At 57.4% G+C, this 22,935-nt stretch carries 16 protein-coding genes and 1 pseudogene; 11 read left to right on the top strand and 6 right to left on the bottom strand.

Going from position 1 to position 22,935, the window contains the following annotated elements:
• From SLH47_RS19280 to SLH47_RS19260, 5 genes are all read right to left on the bottom strand, one after another.
• Positions 1 to 1,122, bottom strand: coding sequence for a Gfo/Idh/MocA family oxidoreductase (locus tag SLH47_RS19280; protein WP_320241806.1), 1,122 nt, complete (start codon positions 1,120 to 1,122; stop codon positions 1 to 3).
• Positions 1,119 to 2,180: a sugar phosphate isomerase/epimerase gene (locus tag SLH47_RS19275; RefSeq protein WP_320241804.1), complete on the bottom strand. Its 1,062-nt coding sequence runs from the start codon at positions 2,178 to 2,180 to the stop codon at positions 1,119 to 1,121. Before SLH47_RS19275 ends, SLH47_RS19280 begins: the two co-directional genes overlap by 4 nt.
• 81 nt (positions 2,181 to 2,261) lie before the next feature.
• A complete protein-coding gene (locus tag SLH47_RS19270) occupies positions 2,262 to 3,197 on the bottom strand; it encodes a substrate-binding domain-containing protein (protein WP_320241802.1) in 936 nt (311 codons plus the stop codon).
• Between the two features lie 27 nt (positions 3,198 to 3,224).
• Positions 3,225 to 4,232: an ABC transporter permease gene (locus SLH47_RS19265; protein ID WP_320241800.1), complete on the bottom strand. Its 1,008-nt coding sequence runs from the start codon at positions 4,230 to 4,232 to the stop codon at positions 3,225 to 3,227.
• Positions 4,233 to 4,242: 10 nt separating this feature from the next.
• Entirely contained in the window at positions 4,243 to 5,769 is a 1,527-nt protein-coding gene (locus tag SLH47_RS19260) for a sugar ABC transporter ATP-binding protein (RefSeq protein ID WP_320241799.1), read from the bottom strand.
• 114 nt (positions 5,770 to 5,883) lie between these two features.
• Here SLH47_RS19260 and SLH47_RS19255 point away from each other — a divergent pair, with 114 nt between their 5' ends.
• From SLH47_RS19255 to SLH47_RS19235, 5 genes are all read left to right on the top strand, one after another.
• A complete protein-coding gene (locus SLH47_RS19255) occupies positions 5,884 to 6,912 on the top strand; it encodes a LacI family DNA-binding transcriptional regulator (protein ID WP_320241798.1) in 1,029 nt (342 codons plus the stop codon).
• 141 nt (positions 6,913 to 7,053) lie between these two features.
• Positions 7,054 to 8,478, top strand: a complete 1,425-nt coding sequence (locus tag SLH47_RS19250; protein ID WP_320241796.1) for a circularly permuted type 2 ATP-grasp protein — start codon at positions 7,054 to 7,056, stop codon at positions 8,476 to 8,478.
• A gap of 1 nt (position 8,479) precedes the next feature.
• A complete protein-coding gene (locus tag SLH47_RS19245; RefSeq protein ID WP_320241794.1) occupies positions 8,480 to 9,421 on the top strand; it encodes an alpha-E domain-containing protein in 942 nt (313 codons plus the stop codon).
• Complete coding sequence (locus SLH47_RS19240) at positions 9,422 to 10,219, top strand: transglutaminase family protein (RefSeq protein ID WP_320241792.1); 798 nt, start codon at positions 9,422 to 9,424, stop codon at positions 10,217 to 10,219. It abuts the gene before it with no gap.
• Positions 10,220 to 10,254: 35 nt separating this feature from the next.
• Positions 10,255 to 10,986: a peptidase gene (locus tag SLH47_RS19235; RefSeq protein WP_320241791.1), complete on the top strand. Its 732-nt coding sequence runs from the start codon at positions 10,255 to 10,257 to the stop codon at positions 10,984 to 10,986.
• 10 nt (positions 10,987 to 10,996) lie between these two features.
• On the opposite strand, the gene SLH47_RS19230 is transcribed toward SLH47_RS19235, so the two are convergent.
• A complete protein-coding gene (locus SLH47_RS19230; RefSeq protein ID WP_320241789.1) occupies positions 10,997 to 11,611 on the bottom strand; it encodes a TetR/AcrR family transcriptional regulator in 615 nt (204 codons plus the stop codon).
• Positions 11,612 to 11,741: 130 nt separating this feature from the next.
• Here SLH47_RS19230 and SLH47_RS19225 point away from each other — a divergent pair, with 130 nt between their 5' ends.
• From SLH47_RS19225 to SLH47_RS19200, 6 genes and pseudogenes are all read left to right on the top strand, one after another.
• On the top strand, positions 11,742 to 12,206 hold the full coding sequence (locus SLH47_RS19225) for a (2Fe-2S)-binding protein (RefSeq protein WP_320241787.1): 465 nt from the start codon (positions 11,742 to 11,744) through the stop codon (positions 12,204 to 12,206).
• A 2-nt stretch (positions 12,207 to 12,208) separates the two neighbouring features.
• Positions 12,209 to 14,371: a xanthine dehydrogenase family protein molybdopterin-binding subunit gene (locus tag SLH47_RS19220; protein ID WP_320241786.1), complete on the top strand. Its 2,163-nt coding sequence runs from the start codon at positions 12,209 to 12,211 to the stop codon at positions 14,369 to 14,371.
• Positions 14,372 to 15,477: 1,106 nt separating this feature from the next.
• Positions 15,478 to 17,826, top strand: coding sequence for a caspase family protein (locus tag SLH47_RS19215; protein ID WP_320241783.1), 2,349 nt, complete (start codon positions 15,478 to 15,480; stop codon positions 17,824 to 17,826).
• A gap of 386 nt (positions 17,827 to 18,212) precedes the next feature.
• Positions 18,213 to 19,427 (top strand): annotated as a pseudogene (locus tag SLH47_RS19210) (IS3 family transposase).
• A gap of 431 nt (positions 19,428 to 19,858) precedes the next feature.
• Positions 19,859 to 21,199 carry an HAD-IA family hydrolase gene (locus tag SLH47_RS19205; RefSeq protein WP_320241781.1) on the top strand — a complete coding sequence of 447 codons (1,341 nt, stop codon included), beginning with the start codon at positions 19,859 to 19,861 and terminating at the stop codon, positions 21,197 to 21,199.
• Positions 21,196 to 22,647 (top strand): hypothetical protein, encoded by a 1,452-nt coding sequence (locus tag SLH47_RS19200; RefSeq protein WP_320241779.1) that lies wholly within the window; start codon positions 21,196 to 21,198, stop codon positions 22,645 to 22,647. Before SLH47_RS19205 ends, SLH47_RS19200 begins: the two co-directional genes overlap by 4 nt.
• The last annotated feature ends 288 nt before the right edge of the window (positions 22,648 to 22,935 follow it).

Raw genomic sequence — 22,935 nt, 5'->3', positions numbered from 1 at the left:
TTAACGCGCAAGCGCTACCCATACGCCATCGTTCGATGATGAGGCGACGCAAGCTGCAATGAAGGCCATGCCTTCAAGTCCAGCGTCGAGGCCGGGAAGCAGGATTGCAGCATCTTCATCCCCACGAAGGCATTGGGCAATCTCGGAATAGAGCGTTGCAAAGGCCTCAAGATAGCCTTCGGGATGGCCTGCGGGCAGGCGCGTGGCTTGGCCGGATGTGCCGTCGCCCGCGCGTGTCATCCACACTGCCGGTTGCCCCAACCGGGTCAACCGCATCTGGTTGGGGTTCTCCTGCGCCCATTCGAGCCCGCCTTTTTCGCCATAGATGCGCAACCGAAGACCGTTTTCGCAGCCCACCGCCACTTGGCTCGCCCAAATTTGCCCGCGCGCGCCAGTCTCAAACCGCAAAGAGATATGGGCGTTATCGTCCAACGTCCGGCCCTCGCCAAAACATGTCAGTTCCGCCGACAACGCGTTGGGCTGCTTCCCGGTGACAAAGGTGATCAGGTTCAGCGCATGGGTCCCGATATCCCCAATCGCACCACCCGCACCTGAACGCGCAGGATCGGTGCGCCAGGCGGCCTGTTTCTGGCCATCACTCTCAATCGGCTCGGCCAGCCAGCCTTGCGCATACTCAGCCTGGATCACCCGCAAACGGCCCAGATCACCGCGCGCGATCATGGCGCGCGCCTCGCGGATCAGGGGATAGCCGGTATAGTTATGCGTCAGGAAAAAGGGCGTGCCCGTGCGCCGGACGACTGCGGCAAGCTCATCAGCCTGGTCTTGCGTCGCTGTGAGGGGTTTGTCGCAGATCACCGGGATCCCTGCCTCAAGAAAGGCGATGGCGGCAGGCGCATGCATGTGGTTCGGCGTGACGATGGCGACCGCATCGATCCGGTCATCGCGCGCGGCTTCTTTTCCGGCCATCGTCGCGAAGTCATCATAGCTGCGGGCGGGATCAACCCCAAGTTCGGCAGCAGATTTATGCGCCCGCGCCGGGTCAGAGGAGAAGGCCCCGGCGACCAAGTTCCAATGCCCATCAAGGCGGGCTGCCATACGATGGACCGCACCGATAAAGGCGCCTTGTCCGCCGCCCACCATCCCCAGCCTTAAAGGTGTCATTGCCCAATCCCCAAAATTGCATGATTGCGCGCGCGGTCTGTCTCTGCCCCGGCGAAATCGTCAAAGGCTTTTCCCGTCACCTCAATCAGGTGCCGCGCGATAAAGGGCGCGCCTTCGGCGGCCCCCTGTTCGGGTGATTTCAGGCAGCATTCCCATTCCAGCACCGCCCAACTGTCATACCCATATTGCGTGAGTTTTGAGAAAATACCGGAAAAATCAACCTGTCCATCGCCGAGAGAGCGGAATCGTCCGGCGCGGTCTGTCCAGGGCGCGTAGCCCGAATAGACCCCTTGTCGTCCCGTGGGGTTGAACTCGGCGTCCTTGACGTGAAAGGCGCGGACGCGGTCGGCGTAAAGGTCGATGAAGGCGAGATAATCCATCTGCTGGAGCAGGAAGTGGGACGGATCATAATTGATCGCAGCCGCTGCGTGACCGTCGACAGCATCAAGGAACCGCTCCCATGTCGCACCATCAAAGACGTCCTCGCCGGGATGAATTTCATAGGCAATCGCAACGCCTTCCTCCTGATAGGCATCCAGGATCGGTTTCCAGCGCCGGGCGAGTTCGGCAAATGCGTCCTCGATCAGCCCGGCGGGGCGTTGCGGCCAGGGATAGAGGTAAGGAAAGGCGAGCGAGCCGGTGAAGCTCACGGACACATCAAGGCCCAGACGTCGCGAGGCGCGGGCGGTAAGCTTCATCTGATCAACCGCCCAGGCCTGCCGCGCGGCGGGTTTGCCATGCATCTCAGCCGGGGCGAAGGCATCAAAGGCCAGATCATAGGCGGGGTGGACCGCGACGAGCTGGCCCTGCAGATGGGTGGAAAGCTCGGTGATCGCAACGCCTGCTTCCGCGCAGATCCCCGCGATTTCATCACAATAAGTCTGGCTTTCGGCGGCTTTGGCTAGATCAAAGAGCCGCGCATCGAAAGTGGGGATCTGAACACCCTTGTAGCCAAGGCCAGCCGCCCATTTGGTGATCTCGGCCAATGAATTGAATGGGGCCTGATCATCGGCAAACTGCGCGAGGAAAAGGCCCGGCCCTTTGATGGGACTTGGCATCGGGTCGTCCTTCAACAATATCTGATTGGGGCCCGTGGCGTGCAGGTCTGCCACCCGCCACAGGCTGGGAGGTCGCCTTGATTAGTAAGGCGAATCCGGAAAGTAGAATGCCGCCGCGTTGTCAGCGGTAATCAGTGGCGAGGCGAGGTTGAAAGTGCCTTCCACCGGGCCGTTGGACATAAACCGCGCCACGGTCAGATCGATTGCCGTGGCAATCATCGATGGCGGGTAAAGGACGGTGGCGGGGATCGCCTCATCCCCATCTGCGACGCCTTTGATGACAGCGGATGCTCCGCCGCCGCCGACCAGAAACATCTCATCCTCGCGGCCAGCTTCGCGGATCGCTTCCAGCGCGCCAAGCGCCATGTCATCATCAGCGGCCCAGACCGCGTCGATTTCGGGGAAGCGGACCAGATAGTCCTGCATCACCTCAAACGCCTTGTCGCGCGACCAATTGGCGTGCTCTGCCGCCATCAGGTCCACATCGGTGCCCGCAATCGCCTCTTCAAAGCCTTGCATACGCTGATCGTCGATCACGGTCGGGATGCCGCGCATCGCGACAACCTTGCCCGACCCCAGCTTGTCGACCATGTATTCACCGGCAGAGCGGCCAAAGCCCACATTGTCACCAGCGACATAGATGTTCTGGATCGTGGGGTCGGTTAAACCACGGTCGACCACGGTGATGAATGCACCACTTTCAGCGACCTGCGCGACCGGATCGGTCAGTGGATCGGATTCGAACGGCAGGATCACCAGCGCGTCGATGTTCTGGACGGCCACAAGATCTTCCAGCGCGTTGGCTTGCTCGGTCGCGGAATTCGCGGCTGAGATCACGATGTCCAGCCCTTCATGCGCAGCTTCCAGACGGCGCTCCGCCTCGGCGGCATGCCAGTTCAGGCCACCGGCCCAGCCATGGGTCGCGGCGGGGATTGAGACGCCGACGGTGATATCGTCAGCGATTGCTGCTGTTGCGGTGATCGCAAGCACAGCGGCTGTGGAAAACAAGCGTGTCATAAGTTCCTCCCTTGGGGTTGCTTGTGTTCAGGATTTGCGTGCCAGCCCGCGTTGCAGGAACACGGCGGCGATGATGATGACGCCTTGCACAGCGCCGTTGAGGTAGTTGGAAATCAGGTCGGTCAGGTTCAGGATGTTGCCGATCAGGGTGAGGATCAGCGCGCCCGCAATCGTGCCCCCGATGCGGCCATAACCGCCTTTGAGGAGCGTGCCGCCGATAATGACTGCGGCAATCGCTTCAAGCTCCCACAGCACGCCGGTGGTGGCAGAGGCCGAACCGAGGCGCGGGACATAGACAATGGTCGCAAGCGCGACGCACGCCCCCTGGATCATGAAGGCATAGACCTTGATCCGGTCGGTATTGATCGCTGAATAGCGGGCCACATCCTCGCTCGCGCCGACGGATTGCACATGCCGTCCAAAGGCTGTGTTATTCAGGATCACCCAGCCTGCCAGCGCTGTGAGCGCGAAAAGGATCACTGGCACCGCCAAGCCGAAGACATCGCCGTAGTAGACCGGCCGATAAAGCGCGCGCACGTCCCGGTCGAGGCTCAGCGTGCCGCCATCGGCGAGATAAGTCACAAGGCTACGATAGATGCCCATCGTGCCCAGCGTGACGATAAATGCCTCGATCCCGCCGCGCGTGATCAGGATACCGTTGAGCCACCCCGCCGCCGATCCGATCAGCGCGCCTGCCACGACCCCGGTAATGACGATCAGCCAGATCATGTCAGTCACGCCCAGCATCCAGTTCATTAGCATAATCATCACTCCCGCCGTGAAGGCGGCCATGGAGCCGACGCTCAGGTCGATCCCGCCGGCCGAGATCACAAAGGTCGCACCAATGGCGATGATCCCGATAAAGGCCGACCGCGTCAGGATGTTCAGCAAGTTGCCAGAGGACAGGAAGTTTTCATTCAGAAGCCCGCCGATGACCAACAGCAGCAAAAGCGCGGCCAGCGGCCCCAGGGTCTTCCAGTCTAACCGGCTGAAAAGGCCGGGATTTGCGCCTGAATTCGCGGATGTGTCTGTCATACTCTGTCCTCTATGCGGCGCGGTCACTGGCCAGGCCCGACGCGAAGCGCATGATTGTTTCTTCGTTGATATCTGTGCCGCTCAGGCAGCCGGCGACATGGCCGTCATGCATGACGACAACCCGGTGGCTGAGCCCGATGATTTCCGGCAATTCCGATGACAGCACGATAACCCCGCGCCCCTGCGCGGCCAGATCGGCGATAAAGCCATAGATTTGCGCCTTCGCGCCCACATCGATACCGCGCGTGGGCTCATCAATGATGATCACCTGCGGATCAGCCTCCAGCACCTTGGCCAAAAGCAGCTTCTGCTGGTTTCCCCCCGACAGGCTGCCTGCATTCAGCCGGGCAGAGGCGGCGCGCAAATCGACGGCTTTCGTGCGCGTATTGTAAGCTGCGCGTTCTGCCTTGCGATTAAGGAAAGGCCGCGCAAACTTTTCGAGCGAGAAAAGCGAGAAATTCCAGACCAGGTCATTGCCCAACAGCAGGCCCTTGCCCTTGCGATCTTTCGTCAGATAGGCGATCCCGGCCGCTTTGGCCTGCGCGACATCCGCGTAAGTCGCCGCGGCCCCGTCAAAGCGCACCTGCCCGCTTTGGATCGGTGCCAGGCCGATCAGCGCCTCCATCAGCGCGGTGCGCCCCGCACCCTGAAGCCCGGCAAAACCGATGACCTCACCTTTGCGCAGATCAAAGCTGGCATGCGTCACGCCCGGCGCGGCGAAATCCTGCACGGATAACAGCACCTCATCCTGTGGCGTGCCGAGATCGGGGTAGAAGTCAGAGAGTTCGCGCCCCACCATCATCCGCGCCATTTCATCCGGAGTCACGCCCGCGGCAGGAACAGTGGTCACATGCGTGCCGTCCCGCAAAACGGTGATCCGGTCGGCAATCTGCTCCACCTCATCCAGCTTGTGAGAGATGAAGACGATGCCAACGCCCTCTGCCTTCAGCCGCTCAACCAATGCGAAAAGCGATGCCGTCTCGGCCTTGGTCAGCACGGCAGTGGGCTCATCGAGAAACAGAACGCGCGCCTTGCGCGACATCGCCTTCGCAATCTCGACCATCTGCTTGTCAGCAACAGCCAATGAGGCGACTTGCGCAGTGGCGGGGGCGCCGCAGTTGAGTTGATCAAGCAGGTTGCGCGCCTCGGCCCGCATCGCGGACTTATCAAGGAAAGGCCCACGCTTGCGTTCGCGCCCCAGAAAGATGTTCTCCTCAACCGTCCGCAATTCGGCGAGGTTGAATTCCTGGTGGATCAGGACGATGCCCGCATCCTCGGCTGCGCGGACGGAGGCGAACTGGACAGGCGCGCCATCGACCAAAAGCTCCCCAGCGCTGGGGGCGACAAGGCCGGACAACATCTTGACCAAAGTCGATTTGCCCGCGCCGTTTTCGCCCAAGAGCGCATGGACCTCGCCCGCGCGGATATCGAAATCAACACCGTGAAGGACTTCGACAGGCCCATAGGATTTGCGCAAGCCTTGACCGGCCAGCACCACGCGCTTTGGTGTCTCCTCCGTCCCCATCTTGTCCTCCATCAGGCCATGTAAACCTTTACATACGAATGTAATCGTTTACAAAATGATTTGTAAAGAGCATTGTGCTCACCGACAACAACAGCGACAAAGCTATTGCGGGTCAAAGGGTTAGAGATGCAAAAGCGCGCCACAATCGAAGATGTCGCCCGGATCGCAGGTGTGTCGACCGCGACCGTCAGCCGGGCCATTCACACACCCGACGTTGTCTCTGATTCGACGCGGAAGGCCGTGAACGGAGCAATCGACGAAACGGGTTTCACGCTTAATCAGGCCGCGCGCAATCTGCGCCAGCAACGCGCGAATGCGATCATGGTGCTGGTCCCTGATATCGGGAACACGTTTTTCTCGGAGATTCTTGCGGGCATTGAACGCGTCGCTTCATCGGCTGGGCAGACCATTCTGATCGGCCACACCGCCAAAGATCCGTTGCGCGAAGAAAAATACCTCAATTCGCTCATTAACGGTCAGGCCGATGGGGCGCTTTTGCTAAACGGTCACCTGCCAAGTTCTTTTGTGCATCGCATCAAGGGCACGAGCCAAAAGCCGCTGCCAATCGTTTCGGTGTCCGAGGCGCTGGAAGATCAGATCGTTCCGCATGTGGGAACCGACAACGCACGGGCGGCAGAGACCGCTACGACATATCTACTCGAAAAAGGGCATCGCCATATTCTTCACCTGCGCGGCCCTTTGGACAACATTTTGACGCACCAGCGTATGGCCGGATTTCAGAACGCAATGGAAAAAGCCGGACAAATCGTTTCGCCGGCCTCATACATCGCTGGCGATTTCTCAATCGAAAGCGGCATCGCGGCGGCGGACCAGCTTCTGGCGGCAACTGAGCACCCAGACGCCGTCTTTTGCGCGAATGATGAGATGGCGATTGGCCTAATGTCCCAACTCGCGGCACATGGCGTGAAAGTCCCGCAACATATCTCGGTCATCGGATTTGACGACATTGCCTTCGCTGCGACGGCCTCCCCCGGACTGACGACGATAGCACAACCCCGCTCTGCGTTCGGGGAACGGTCAATGCACATTCTTCTGGATCTCATACAACAGGGTGGAGTTGCCACGAGGACTGAAGAAATTCTGGGCTTCCATCTGATCGAACGCGCGAGTGTCGAGACGCGCGGGAGGGACTAACCCGCGTCTCTAAGCACAACGCCCGGAAATTGGGATCGGCAGCAATGCCGCGATTAAAACTCGCGCACTTCCCGGGCTGGGTGCGACAGTCAGGCAAACGCGCTGACTTGCAAACCAATCAAGGGTCGTTATCGTCAGCCCATGGGTAAGGATGTGACGTTTTTCAACGAATTGCAGGTCAACGGGGCGGTACGAGAGCCCTATCGCAGCTACAACGACTGGTTTGCAGATCAGGACAATGTGCGCTTGCAGACCAAATCAAAAGAGGCCGAGGCCTTCTTTCGGCGCACCGGCATCACCTTCAATGTCTATGGACAGAGCGATGCAGAGGAACGCCTGATCCCGTTTGACCTGGTGCCCCGGATCCTCTCGAATACCGAGTGGAACCGTCTTGCCAAGGGGATCGCGCAGCGCGTGCGGGGCATCAATGCATTTCTGCACGACATATATAACCGGCAAGAGATCATCAGCGCCGGAATCTTGCCGAAGCGGCTGATCGCCGAAAACGATGCTTTCCTGCCGCAAATGATCGACTTCACGCCGCCGGGCGGTGTCTACACCCATATCGTCGGCACCGACATTGTCCGCACGGGCGAGAATGATTTCTTTGTCCTCGAAGACAATGCGCGCACGCCCTCAGGCGTGAGCTACATGCTCGAAAATCGCGAAACGATGCTGCAAATGTTTCCTGAGCTATTCAGCAAGATCAAAGTGCAGCGCGTCAGCGACTATCCCAAAAACCTGCGCCTCTCGCTTGAGGCGGCAGCACCCAGGCATTGTGAGGGCCGGCCCTGCGTAGTGGTGCTCACCCCCGGCATCCACAACTCCGCCTATTACGAGCACAGCTTTCTGGCCGATCAGATGGGGGTCGAACTTGTCGAGGGCCATGATTTGCGCGTGGTGGACGGGCATATCGCGATGCGGACCACCAAGGGCTACAAGGTGATTGATGTCATTTATCGTCGGGTGGATGACGATTTTCTCGACCCGCTCACCTTTAATCCGGACTCTATGCTGGGGGTGCCGGGCATCATGGATGTCTATCGCGCAGGCAATATCACCATCACCAATGCGCCCGGCACTGGTGTAGCCGATGACAAGGCGATCTACAGCTATATGCCTGAAATCGTTGAGTTCTACACAGGCGAAAAGCCGATCCTGAAAAACGTGGAAACCTATCGCTGTGCCGAACCGGAGGCGCTGCAATACGTGCTCGACAATCTGTCTGAACTCGTGGTGAAAGAGGTGCATGGCTCGGGCGGTTACGGGATGCTCGTAGGGCCGGCTGCGTCGAAAAAAGAGCTGGCCGCCTTTGAAAAGAAGCTGAAGGCAAAGCCCGCCAACTACATCGCCCAACCGACACTGGCACTATCGACCGTACCGATCTTTACCGAGACCGGGCTTGCCCCGCGCCATGTGGATTTGCGGCCTTTCGCACTGGTCTCGTCCAGTGGCGTTGACATTGTGCCGGGCGGTCTGACGCGCGTGGCCCTGACCGAGGGCAGCCTCGTCGTCAATTCCAGTCAGGGCGGCGGCACCAAGGACACCTGGGTTTTGGAAGACTGATATGCTGGGAAAAACCGCAGGTGGACTTTATTGGATGTTCCGGTTCCTTGAACGGGCCGAAAACACGGCGCGCCTGGTCGAGGCGGGCTTTCGCATCGCACTGACACGCTCAAGCGATCCGGTCTCAGAATGGAAGTCGGTCATTGTGACCTCGGCCGCGCAAATGGCCTATGAGGCGAAACATGACGGCTATGACAGCGCCCGCGTTATCGACTTTTTGCTGCGCGACACGGAAAACCCAAGTTCGGTTCAATCCGTCATCAAGGCGGCGCGAGACAATGCGCGGCTGGTGCGCACCGCCCTGACATCCGAAGTGTGGTCGGCAGTGAACGAAACCTGGATGCTGTTGACCGATCGGCTCAAGCACCCGGTGGCCGAGACGGATTTGCCAGAGGTCTTGGCCGCCATCCGCCAGCAATCGGCCCTCGTTCGGGGGGCTCTGCACGGGACAATGCTGCGCAACGACATCTACGACTTTTGCCGGATCGGCACCTTTGTCGAACGCATGGACAGCACGGCGCGCATTATCAATGTGAAATACTACACATTGCTCCCTTCCCCGTCGCTTGTGGGCAGCCGGATGGACAATGTGCAATGGGAAACGATCTTGCGTTCGGTCTCAGGACACCGGGCGTTTCGCTGGGCGATGGATGGTGAATATAACGCTGCCAATATCGCGCAGTTCCTAATCCTCGATGGGCGGATGCCAAGGTCGCTGGCCTTCTGTGCAGGCAAAATCGCCGACAATCTGACCTATCTGGCCAAACAATACGAGGATGAAAAGCAAAGCGTGACGCTTGCAAACGGCCTTCAACAGCGACTGCGTGATCGCAGCATTGATACGATTTTCGATGAAGGACTGCACGAATTTCTGACAACGGTCATCAACGACACTGCCCAACTCGGTCTGCAGATCGAGGATGATTACAGGTTCAACGCCTAGATGCTTCTCAAGATCAGCCACATTACCCGCTACGATTATGACCATCCGGTTGATTACGCGTTACAAAAGGTGCGGCTGCGCCCGCTGCCAAATCCACTGCAGGAGATCGAGGATTGGGATTTGACCGTTGAAGGCGGCAAGGTTGAGGCGACATACGCCGATCATTATGGCAACCATGTGGACCTAGTCAGCGCAACTCCGGGGACGCGGTCGGTAATCCTGACCGCGACCGGTACCGCGCTGACCCGCGACGCCGCGGGTATCCTTGGCCGCAATGCAGGACGCGCGCCACTTTGGCATTTTGCACAGACGACACCGGCAACGGTTGCGGGCGAAGGTGTCGAAGAATTGTCTCAGGTGATCGGACAACATGCGACACTGCTTGATGGATTGCATGCTTTGTCGGCGGCGATCCTTCAAAAAGTGCCCTACGAGATCGGCAAGACACATCCCAACACAAGCGCGGAAGAGGCGATCGCCATCGGCCACGGTGTCTGTCAGGATCACGCGACAATCTTTGTCGCCGCTGCCCGCAAGGCCGGTCTGCCCGCCCGCTACGTAAGCGGTTATCTCTTCATCCCCGACCGAGTCGATCAGGATGCTAGCCACGCCTGGGCCGAGGCGCATGTGGATGGTCTGGGCTGGGTCGGTTTTGATGTCTCGAACGGGGTATGCCCTGATGAAAAGTACCTGCGGCTTGCAATCGGTCGTGATGCAAAAGACGCAGCACCGATTTCAGGGCTTCGGATGGGAAGTGGACGCGAGGGCTTGATTGTATCTTTACAGGTCCAGCAGTAAGGCTTTCACATCGTGCAACCGACCAAAGGACTGATATGACATATTGCGTGGGCTTGCGCCTGAATACCGGGCTGGTCTTTATGTCAGACACGCGCACCAATGCGGGCGTTGATAACTTTTCGTCGGCCCGCAAGATGTTCACTTGGTCAATCCCGGGCGAGCGGTCGATCACGCTGATGACAGCCGGAAATCTGGCGACAACACAGGCCGTGGTTTCGCTGCTAGAGGAACGCTCCAAGGCGGTCGAGGATCGGGATCCCAGTATCCTGCGCCAATCGACAATGTTTCAGGTCGCGCGCCTTGTCGGCACAACCTTGAAAGAGGTGATTTCTTACAGCAGCCCGACCGGACAAACCGCCGATGACCGCTTTAGCGCGTCCGTCATCGTCGGCGGTCAGATCAAGGGTGGGCAGCCGACGATCTTCCTGGTCTATCCCGCGGGCAACTTCATTGAAATCACGGAAGACTCACCGTTCTTCCAGATTGGTGAGACAAAATACGGCAAACCCATTCTCGTTCGTGCCTATGATGCAGACATGCGCTTTGAAGAAGCGGTGCGTCTGCTGATGGTGTCCTTCGACTCAACAATCAAATCCAACCTCTCTGTTGGGTTGCCGCTCGATCTGCACATCTACGAAAACGACAGTTATCATACAGACCGTCAAAGGCGGATCGAAGAAGGCGATGTGGCTTATACAAAGACCACTGCCGCCTGGAGCAATGCGTTGAAATCAGCGCTGGAACAGCTGGAGACGTTCGAGATTTAGCAGAACGGCTTCAGCGGCGGTCTTGTTGACCATAGCGTCGCATCATCATCTCAACGCTACTGCTGACAATTTGCGCCATCTCCTTAACCGAGACCACAGGGGCGCCGAAAACCACCGGCCAGAATGCTTTGCCTTTCAGGAGCGAGATAAACTCTTCAGCAGCCTCTCGCGGGTCGTCGATACAAAGCTGGCCATCGGCTGCCGCCTCTCGCAGCATGGCCTCGAAAGACGCCTTGTAGTCGGTCTTTTCCTGATTTTCCTCGACCAGTTCGGGGCTACGCAACACCTCACTCATCACCAACCGGGTTGTCGCCATAATCTCGGGTGAGGTCATCAGGTGCCCTTCGGCCTCACCCAAAGCGGTCAATTGGTCGCGGATATCCCGCCCTTTCTCGTATCGCACATCAAGGGTTTCGGTGAACTTCGCCCAGTGACGGCGGATCAGTTCCTGAAAGAGTTTTTCCTTGCTTTCGAAATGCTTATAGACGGTCCGCTTTGAGGCCCCGGCCCGCGCCGATATCCGGTCCATGCTTGCGGCGCTGAACCCGTTTTCATGAAACTCGGCGACGGCGGCTTGAAAAATCTGCTCGCGCTTTACGTGTGTTGGGCAGACAGTGTCGTTCATGCGGTGCCTTCGGCTATCCTATTAGATTAATTGGTAAACGCACCGGTTTACAACTGTCAAACCGCGACGTAAGGTAAACTCACAAGTTTCCACCCACCTATAGCAATCACGCCAACAGGAAGGTTCAAACATGAGTCTCACACTCAAACTCAATGGCGTCGAACGTGTTGTCGACGCAGACCCGGATACCCCGCTTTTGTGGGTTCTCAGAGACGAGTTGCGAATGACCGGTACAAAGTTTGGCTGCGGTGTTGCATCCTGCGGATCCTGCACCGTGCATGTTGACGGTTTCCCAACCCGGTCGTGCCAGGCCTACGTGGGAGACCTCGATGGGGCCGAGATCACAACCATCGAGGCCATTGGCGAAACCAAAGAAGGTGCGGCTATTCAGCAAGCTTGGCAGGAACTGGACGTGGTGCAGTGCGGCTATTGCCAGTCGGGGCAGATCATGTCCGCCGTTGGCCTGCTGACCGAAAACCCCAAGCCGACGGTCGAAGAGATTAACGACTACATGCACGGCAATGCCTGCCGCTGCGCCACCTATCAACGCATCCGCGCCGGTATCCAGCGCGCATCAGAAATTCTGGAGGCTTGATCATGACTATCAACACGTCTCGTCGCGGTTTCCTGAAAGGCTCCGCTGCCGCCGGTGTTCTGCTCGTCATCGGCGCGCGTCCCGATGGCGCCTTGGCCGCGGGTGATGCCGCCGCACAATTGAACCCATTTGTGAAGATCGGCGCGGACGGCCGCGTCGTCGCCGTCATCAAGCACTTTGAAAAGGGGCAAGGACCAGCGACCGGTCTGTCAACGCTAATCGCCGAGGAAATTGGCGTCCGCATGGATCAGATCGATTATGAATTTGCGCCCTCCAATCCGGAACTCTACGCCAACCTCGCCTTCGGTCAGTTCCAGGGCACCGGCGGCTCAACGGCGATGGCCAATTCATTCATGCAATACAGGCAGGCCGGTGCGGCGGCACGGGCTGTGATCATTGACGCGGCCGCCACCGAATGGGGTGTTGACGCCGGATCGCTGGATATCGTTGACGGGGAAGTCACCGGCGCCGGCAACGCAGCTCCGCTGGGCGATTTCGTCGCCGCTGCAGCCGAGTTGACGGCTCCTGAGGAACCAGTGCTCAAAACACCGGATCAGTGGCGCCTGATCGGCAACCCGGATGTTCGGCGGCTGGACAGCGCGATCAAGGGTGACGGCACGGCGATGTTCGCAATGGACGTCTTTCTGCCGAACCAGATGATCGCCATGCTGGCCCGTCCGCCGCAAATGGGCGGTCTGGTGACAAGCTTTGACGACAGCGAGGCGCAGACAATCCCCGGTTTCATCCGTGCTGCGACATTGCCCAACAATGCCGCCGTGGCTGTCTACGCCGAAAACACTTGGGCCGCGATGCAGGCACGTGATCTGCTCACCGTCGAATGGGATCTGTCGAATGCCGAGGATCGCGACAGCGCCCAGATCAAGGACGAGATCATGGCGGCCCTTGATGCGGAAGAGGAATTCAACGTCCTCAAAAATGACCCCGCGCCGATAGATCAGGCCGCGACAGTCATTGAGGAAACTTTCTACTTCCCACTTCTGGCCCATGCGCCGATGGAGCCGCTGAACTGTACCATCGAAGCAAATGATGATGGCGGCATCACCTTGCACGATGGCGCGCAATTCCCGACCGGGCCGCATATGGCACTCGCGCAGATTTTTGAGCTGCCGATGGACAAGGTCCGCATCAACACGATGCTCGCCGGTGGGTCGTTCGGGCGGCGCGCTACGCCGACGGCAGATTATCAGGTCGAAGCCGGGCTGGCCTTTGCGATCACCGACCGGACCCGCCCCGTGAAGCTGGTGTGGAGCCGTGAGGACGATATCAAGGGCGGCTACTACCGCCCCGCCTTTGGCCACCGTGTGCGCGTGGGCCTCTCTGAAGCGGGTGAGATCGTCGCCTGGGATCACCGCATTGCGGGCCAGTCGATCATGAAGGGTACTGCCTTTGAGGCCTTCGCCGTGCATGACGGTGTCGATCATTCCTCGGTCGAAGGTGTCTCTGACACGCCCTACACGATCCCCGGCTTCCATGTGGGCCTGACTGATACCAGGAAGGCGACAAGCACGCTCTGGTGGCGCGCGGTTGGTCACACGCATACGGCTTATGCGATGGAAGTGATGATGGATAAGGCCGCCCGCGCCGCAGGCCGCGACCCCGTCGAATTCCGCCTCGCGCATTTGGGCGATAGCCTGGACGGTCAACGCAAGGCCGCCGTACTGCGACTGGCAGCGGAACAAGGCAATTGGGGTAATGCACCAGCAGGCCATACGCAGGGCATCGCGGTCCACAAGTCCTTCGGCAGTTTCGTCGCCGAGGTCATCGAGATCTCAGGCGATGCGGAGGCCGGCGTTCGTATCGAAAAGGTGACTTGTGCCGTCGATTGCGGGATCGCTGTGAACCCTGATGTGATCAAGGCCCAGATCGAAGGCGGTGTCGGTTATGGCCTTGGCCACGCGATGCGAGACGAGATCACACTGACCGGCGGTGTCGTTGATCAGTACAACTTCCCCGACTACGAGCCCTTGCGCATCGGCGATATCGGCGCGATCGAAACGCATATCGTTGCCTCAACCGAAGCCCCAACAGGCATCGGTGAACCAGGTACGCCCCCTGCCGCCCCAGCGCTGGCCAATGCCATCGCGAATGCTGGCACGCTGGTGGCGATTTTGCCAATGGTGAACGACGGCGTCGTGTTCGCTTGATTAAGTGGGATAGCTGCCGGCCATCCGGTCGGCGGCTTCCAACGCTATGCTTGTCCGACGTCCGGACAAGCCGGGAAAGCGGTCAAACCAGCCGCACGCCCCTCGCCATCGGGAGTGGCCAGTTTGCTGAGCTAAGCTTCCCTTAACGATCTCCAAAATTGACGCCATTCGATGCGCCTTCGGATAGATGGCGTCGACTCCCCGGCAGTCGAAACGCAGTTTCCATGAGAGGGGTTCATGACCGTCCTTAGCAGCCGAAACCTGATTGATGTGCCCGGATGACTGTGGCAGCGCAGGCCGGATGTTTGACACTGCAATGTGGATAACGCGCGCAAGGGGAGTATCGGATTGCCTGAAAGAACACAGTTTTCCGTATCTCTTGAGAGGCTAGGTCCAAGCGTCAAACTAACCATGCCCTGCCTCATCAAATTTGATCTTAGCTCAGAACCCAATGTCATGTGGGTTTGCTCCAAGAGCGCGCACAGCACGACAGCTGAGCGAGCAAAAATGTAAGGAATACCGTGCCTAGAACCAGTTGCCTCGATATGCTAGCCATGTCGGGACAACGCCATTCATGATGCAGCCGAGAGCTTATTACGATGAAACGTGTTTTTAGAAGTCGAGTTTACGTGAGTTTGTTGCTTTTGTCGGGGTGTGGCTATGCCTTTGACGCCGAAACTCTCACATTTGTCGAGGCACCAGGTACCTCGATGGGATTCAATGTCCAAGGTTGGGAATGGCCAGGCACAACAGCGCCAACACGTGTCGAATCGAGTGGCGAACAGGGCCAAGGTAATGGTCCCTCGTCTTCCGGATCGAATGAAAGCTCTGGAAGTGCTACGTCTGGCAGCAGCGACAGCTCGTCGTCGCAACCTCCGAGCAGTGACACCGATGATGACGATACGTCAAGCGGTGGGACAAGCCCTTCGCCAGCCGATGATGACAACTCGTCAGGCGGTGGCACAGGTCCTTCACTCCCTGGCGATGACAGGCCGGATCTTCCATCAATTCCGGGAGACATTGGCGGTCCCGGTCTTGGCGGAGGGGTCGATCCGGTGGGTGACCTACCCCCTGGTGGTGGCTTTAACGGGTTGTTCTAACGCATGATGCGGGCGGCGCTGTGCAGTTTTGCGATACTGGCTGCGGCACCCGTCTTTGCCCAACCTGAAACACCAAATTACCGGTATGCTATTGTTGTGGGCAATGCCGAATATGAGCATATGCCTGCACTGCCGAACCCGGACGCAGATGCAGACCTTGTTGCATCGTTTCTGGAAGATGCCGGATACATCGTCATTCAGCAGAACAATCTGACCCGTCAAGGCTTTGAACAGTTTTTTCGAAACGTGATCCATGGTCTGCCGGACGATTCTGAGGTCTTGTTCTATTACTCCGGCCACGGCTTCCAAATTGGGGCAAGTAACTACCTTATCCCAGTCGATGCGCAGATTTCGACCCAATACGATGTGCCGTTCCAGACGATGTCACTCGATACTTGGATTGCTGCGATTGCGGCCAAGGCTGATTTGAAGCTGTTTATTCTCGATAGCTGTCGGGATAATCCGTTTATCGGGACAAGTGTCGTTGATGGGCCGTTTTCGACGCAAGAAGTCGTTGAGACCGGGTTTTCCAGTCAGGTTGCGCCCACCAATTCAATAATCTCATTTTCAACATCTCCAGGTGCTGTTGCATATGACGGTATCGGCGACAATAGCCCCTATACCGGGGCGTTTATCACCGAGGCGCGCAGCAACCCCACCACGGCCATCGAAGCGATTTTTACAAGCGTGCGCGAAGAGGTTTCCTTTCGGACGGACGGAAGGCAGATCCCCTGGTCAAACTCTACGCTGGATGGGGATATCTACTTTTTCGTGGAAGATGTTCGGCCGCCGACTTTGGACGCTGACCGGCCAGCCATTGGCACAGGCGCAGGACTAGATCTGCCCGAAACTGTCAATATCTCAGAGGCTTGGGATCGCAATGTTCGCATCGGCACGCGCCTCGCTGACCTTGAAATCGACGCTGCACTCGACACTGTTACGCTGCTCAAGACACCGGAACACGGGCTGCTCACCTATACGGATGTCACGCGCGGCCTCCAACTGATTGGTGCAGAAATTGAGGTGGCACTGCGCGAAGGTGACACGGTGCCCGCAAGTGCGTTGGATCGCCTGAGCTATTCGCCCAGACTGTCAGATCTGACCGATATCAGCCAAGAGAACCCGGGACGCACGGACAACCTTGTTTTCGCCGCCGGCGACAATGAAATGAATGTCCAGGTCAACCTGACCGTCAACGCGTGCGACATAGAAGCCGGCGCACAGCTTGACCCACAAGGGGTGGGGATCGAAGTAACGGCTGAGGACATGCGCATCGATTTGGCATTGGAAGCCTGCCGCCAAGCTGTCGAGGATTTTCCAGAGACCGAACGATTTCACTACCAGTTCGCCCGCGCTCTTTTGGCGCACAAGCGTTATGATGACGCCAAAGAGCATCTGGAGAGAGCACGGGATCTGGGTCACATTCGCGCCTATACGGGGCTTGCGGGTTTGGAGACGATCCAGTCAGCCGTTGCGGGTGGCTTCCAGGTGGGCGAGGCGCCTGCCTCAGCACTGGCAAATTACGAAACGGCTGCGGCGAATGGCGATGCCTTGGGTGCTTATGGGCTGGGGCGGCAACTTCTTCGTTTTGGCGAAAGTGATGCTGCAAAAGACCGTGGGTATGAGCTGCTCTTGCGAGCTTTCGATGCGGGATATGTTCAGGCCTTGAATGAACTGGGTGCCTATCATTTCAATGAAAACGGCGGCGGTTACGAGCCGGAACGCGGACTGCGCTATTTTCAGGAGGCGGCGGGCCGTGGCAGCGCATTTGGCTTCAACAACCTTGGACTGATCTACACCAATGGTCTCGGCACCATTCCCCGTGATCTCCCTCTTGCGATCGAGAATCTCAAAGCGGCATCAGACAAAAGCCATCCGACGGCACCGACAAGTCTTGGGCGCATCTACGACGGTGCAGAAGGTTTTTCTGCAGATTATCAAGTCGCTATGGAGTGGTATGACCTCGGGCTCGCGCGCGGGGACCCTTGGGGCGGCGCGAACGGCGCCTGGATCATACTTAACCAAGCACCTGCCGGATACACCGAGGTTGATGCGGCAGTGCGTGCAGCAAAAGCCGCAGCCTTGCAAAATCGCGATGCGGCAGAGCAAGCCCGCAACCTATTGCAGCCACTTTCCAATCGCGTTCTTAACGCGGCCGCCCAAACGCTTTTGGCGGAGATGGGCTATCTGCAATCAGCCATTGATGGACAATTCGGCACCCTATCTCTTTCGGCCTATCGGCAAGCGTTAGATGGATATGCAGACATTGAGGCAGAGAACGAACCCCAAGCGCGGCTGGTTTCGATTGCACGTGCCTACTACAAAGATTCGAAGTTCAGGGTCGACACTTTCTAAGGTTGTCTTCGTTCTGGGCAGATCAGCATCTCTGGTGTTTTGGATGTGATCGACAACCGAATAAGGGCCAGCCTTCTTTGCCAATCGTCTATGCCACTCCCACAATTAAGGTCGATGTTTTGGGCAGCCCAAATTCATGTGTCGAAGACTGTTCGCACTTGAATTCTGATGTGTTCTCGGTATTTCCTCAACTGTACCCAGCGTACTGATCGACTGGAGTCTCCTCACGGTTTTTCCAAGACAAGACTTCGGCCTCGAAGCGAAAGAGGCTTTGGATGGGGGGTAGGTGTCGCTCGGATATCTGGTTGAGGGCCGCCCATTGTGACCCAGCTCCCTGAAATCAGGCCATTGAAGTGTTAGTGATCCGTCCGAGCAAAGGATGGACTATGAAACGTAGATTTAGTGACGAGCGGATCATTGGGATGATCAAAGAGTACGAGGCAGGGGTGAAAGCGCAGGAACTGTGCCGGAAGTACGGGATCAGCGACGCAACATTCTACAAGTACAAAGCCAAATTCGGCGGGATGAACGTGTCGGATGCCAAGAAGCTGCGGGCGCTTGAAGACGAGAACAATCGCCTGAAGCGTATGTTGGCAGATGCGATGCTCGACAATGCGGCACTGAAGGATCTCGCGACAAAAATTATTGACGGTTCGGCATGAGGCTGCCATCGGTCCGAGGACCATGCCGGACATGTGAAGCGAAGGGCCGTGTCAGACGTGATGGATCGGCATGGCCTCAGTGAGCGTCGGGCATGCGCGTTAGCTGATCTGCACCGTTCAGTCTTTCAGTACAAGAAGCAGGATCAGGGTGATGATGCTTTGCGCAAACGACTGCACGAACTGGCGAATGAGCGTCGCCGGTTCGGGTATCGCCGTCTGGGCATCTTGCTTGCCAGAGAGGGGTTCGAAGTGAACCACAAGAAGCTATTCCGGATATATTGCGAAGAAGGGCTGGCGGTGCGCCGGAGGCGGTCGCGCAAGCGTGCTTTGGGAACACGTCGGCCCATTCTGGTGCCGGATCGCGCCAATCAGCGTTGGTCGTTGGACTTTGTCTCTGACGCCTTTGAAGATGGGCAGCGGTTCCGCGTGCTGTGCATCGTGGATGATTGTACACGCGAAGCCTTGGCAACTGTCGTGGATCGTTCGTTGTCAGGTGCGCGGATGACCCGCGAACTGGACGATCTGATCCGGCGGCGCGGTCAGCCTGACATGATCGCCTCTGATAACGGAACCGAAATGACATCGCATGCCGTGCTCAGGTGGTGCCAGGACACGGGCGTCGGCTGGCACTACATCGCGCCCGGAAAGCCGATGCAGAATGCCTTTGTCGAGTCATTCAACGGCAGGCTCAGGGACGAATGCTTGAATGAACATATCTTCGGAAACCTCGCCGAAGCCCGGCAGATCATCGAAAACTGAAGGATAGATTACAACACACAAAGGCCACACACATCGCTTGGCGGACTGGCCCCGGCCGTCTACGCCAATCTCAACCGCGCCACCCGGCCCGCTTCGCTTGAGCTACGCAAGGGCTCCGCTCAGCAGGCCTTGACCGCAAACCGATCAACAGAAAGAAACAGGAACGGATTCTACACCTGAACGGCCCGGATCAGGGAGCTGGGTCAATTGGAAATCAACCCTGACATAGCTCTACGATCAAGCGCCTGGTGGCCCTGCATCATCAGTATAGAGGCATTCTTGTCGTCGCCAGATGCGTCGAGGAGGAGCCTGCGAAAACTATCTGTATTGTGGACAAACAATAGGTTTCAATTGCAAAACACCGCGGGATTGATTGACTGGAGTGATTTTGTTTTCAGTTGAAGTAATGTCTAATAATCTGTACCGGCTTCAACTGGGGCGATGCTAAACCGGACGCCATGCGCAGAATACGAAAAAATCTGAACCAACGATCTGCAACTGGAGTCTTCCAGCCATTTGCATTAGCGGTAAAGAATGATGACATGCTCAAGTTCTCTAAAAGTTGATCGGCAGAATGGCAGCAACACAGCACCTTCTGGCGGGCTCACGCAATGACACGCGTTGCCGCGCTTGTTCCGCTCAAACTCCATTCGAGACGACTTCCAAACAAGAACTTCTTGCGTTTGGGTGATCATCCGCTTGCGCGCCATGTCTTCGAAACTCTGACAGGGGTGGAGACACTCAACGAAGTATACTGCTACTGCAGCAAGCCGCAGGTGATGCAACTGCTTCCCGAATCGGTGCGGTTTCTCGCCCGACCCGAACGGCTCGATCAAGACACGGTCAAAGCGAACGAGCTCTTTCGTTATGCCGTCGAGCGTATCTCGGCCGAGGTTATTGTGCTGTGCCATGCGACGGCGCCCTTTATTAGCCGCGAAACAGTTCACGCCTGTGTCGAAGCCGTTAGCACTGGCCGCTACGATTCCGCTGCTTCGGTGATCAAGCTAAGAACCTATTGCTGGCATCGTGATGAACCGCTCAACTACGACCCCGCTGCAATGGCGCAGACGCAGGATCTCGCACCGGTCTACGCCGAAACAAGCGGGGTCTATGTCTTCCGAAAGGCGGACTACCTAACCACAAACACGCGCATTAATGGTCGGACATTCCTGGCGGATGTCGATGCGCGTGAAGCCGTCGACATCGACTATCCGGAGGATTTTGCGCTTGCGCAAGCGTTGTTGGATTTCGATCCGCGCGGGACCTTGAAGCAGAGTTCCGAGTACTTCGTGGGCCTGATGAACTCGACAGCACGAAATCGAGACATTAAGCTGGTCACCTTCGATTTAGACGGTGTCTTGATTGACTCCGTGCCTGCCATGAAAGTGGCATGGTCCGCCGCCTGCGAGGCGGCCGAGCTCAGTATTCCTTTCGAGCGCTATGCGAAAGGCATCGGCTTTCCTTTCCGCGAAATCCTGCGTCAGCTTGAGATCGACGACTCTCTGCACGCGACAATCGAACAGGTCTACAATGCGGCTGCAATCGCTGCTCAGGACAAGATCAAGACATATCCTGGTGTAAGCCATGCGCTTGCGCGCTTACAGAAGGCGGGTGTGAGGGTGGCGGTCGCAACGTCGAAGAACCGCGAACGTACGACCAAGATCTTGGCAGAATTGTTGCCCGATATCCAATTTGATCACGTCACGACCCCTGACGACGTCAAGTCCGGGCGCGGAAAGCCGCACCCCGATCAACTTATGTATTGCGCGCTTGAAGTCGGCATCGACCCGCAAAACACGATCTATGTGGGTGATATGGAAGTCGACAAAGAGGCATCTCAGCGCGCAGGATTCCGTTTCGTACATGCGGGTTGGGGATACGGGACCCTTGAGAATGTTAACGACGTCTGGTTTGCATCGATGAACGACTTCGTCGAGTTTCTGCTCGAATGACCCAGCCCCACATCACGGTTCATACAAAAGGTCGTATTTTCAAAAATGCACGCCGCTTCCGTTGGTGGGTGGCTGCCAAGCTTGCGAAGCGCAGGCTCAAGCGCGGGCCGCCGTCCATAGAGATCACGCAGGCCGATGCCAAACGCTTCCCGTTTCTAGAGTCGTATCTCAGTACCACCAAGTGCGATCTGCTAGAGGACTACCAGCAGGGCGGCGTCCAAAGGGTCAGCCCCGTGGATGGTCGTACGTATTCGCAGATCTTCGGCATTCTCATGAACAAGTACCACATGAATGTCCTAGCGCCCACCGACTGCAAAGACGTCAAGATCGGAGACTGTCTGTTTGAATTGATCTACTTTGGCGAAGTAATTGCGCTTTGTGACGCAGATGGGCGCCGAATGGCGATGCTTCGCCCATTTCTAAATCAAGAGCAGCTAAGTACAGTCGCTGCCGAGTTTCAGGTGGAGTTGGCGCGCTACCGCGCGACCCAACTGAAAGCACCCCGCCGGCCCGCTCTGTTAATGGGAAATACACGACCGCTGCACTACGTCGGGGAAGTGGTTGGATATCTGTATTTTAAGCATGCGGAACTTAAAGCTCTGAAAGAGCCACTTCAGGTGATCGAAACCCTGAACCAGTCCTATTTTGGACTTGAAAAAATCTTCGCACCTTACATCCAGTCCACGGTTATGCGGTACACAAAAGTAAACGCCTACTGCCGTCAGAACGACTTGATGCTTATCTCTGGGGCCCGTCCGAGCGGCGTCAGCCTTTCAAACCTCAGCGCTGCACTTCCCTGGTGCGCACCAATTCTTGCCAAGGAAGCCGCCAGCGCACAGCAGGCGAGACATGCGACGCTACCGCCCAACCCAATGGTCGTTGTTATCAGCATTGATGTGGAGAAAGATCGCTTCCCACAACAGCAAGAGCTCGCATCGATCCTGCTGACGCAACTGGTAGACTACGCCGCTGATAGAGGGCGCAGGTTGGTCGTTGCGTGGGACGGATGGACGATTAGAGCGCAGGGAGTTACTTCAAACGATCACATGATGTTCGAGCGTATCAGAGCCATCACTTCTGAATTTGAGCGCAGGTGGAGCGAAGAAATTACGTTCACTAGAATTTACGATCTTCCATTCGCTGAAAAGGTTGCGTTTTGCATGGAGATCGAATTCTTCAGCTCAACCCACGGGACGGCGGCGATGGTGGCGGGTGGGATGTGTGGTAAGCCCGGTTTCTGTTATCATAACCCTGTTGAACTGGCGACTGAGCTACCGCTGCGGTACAAGGCCGTTCATGTCTTGTCGCCAGAAAGGGCCTACTTTCTTGAACCTATCCCCGAGCATGAGCCGCAACACCACTGGCCGTTCGGTATTGACTTGGACGCCGTTCCATCGATACCCAATCTCTTAGGTAAGAAACTGGATTCAGCCGGGAGCGCGGACTGAAGCCCGGAAACTCTGGACTTCACAAGCAGTTGGACCTGTCCTAAACACAACTACGGCGCAAGGTCAGCTCAATCTCCTTGATGCGCTCAGACTTTTCCCGCCAGACTAAATGGTTTCCGCCGGCGTTCGTTTGCATACCTCAATCGCTGCATCTGCGTTTAGCGGAAGGGTACTTGGTCCGTCGACTTGAGTTGAACAAGATTAACATTGGTTATCTGTTTCGTGAAAAAAACGGACGTGGCAATACTCGACATTTGGGGATTGAGTTCGTCGACGAGATCAAGCAAT

Origin of the sequence: Cognatiyoonia sp. IB215182 (assembly GCF_033963905.1) — a bacterium.
In the GTDB taxonomy this organism is placed as follows: Bacteria; Pseudomonadota; Alphaproteobacteria; order Rhodobacterales; family Rhodobacteraceae; genus Yoonia.
The sequence above is the reverse complement of the archived record's forward strand: the minus strand, read 5'-3'. Positions and strand labels throughout refer to the sequence as shown.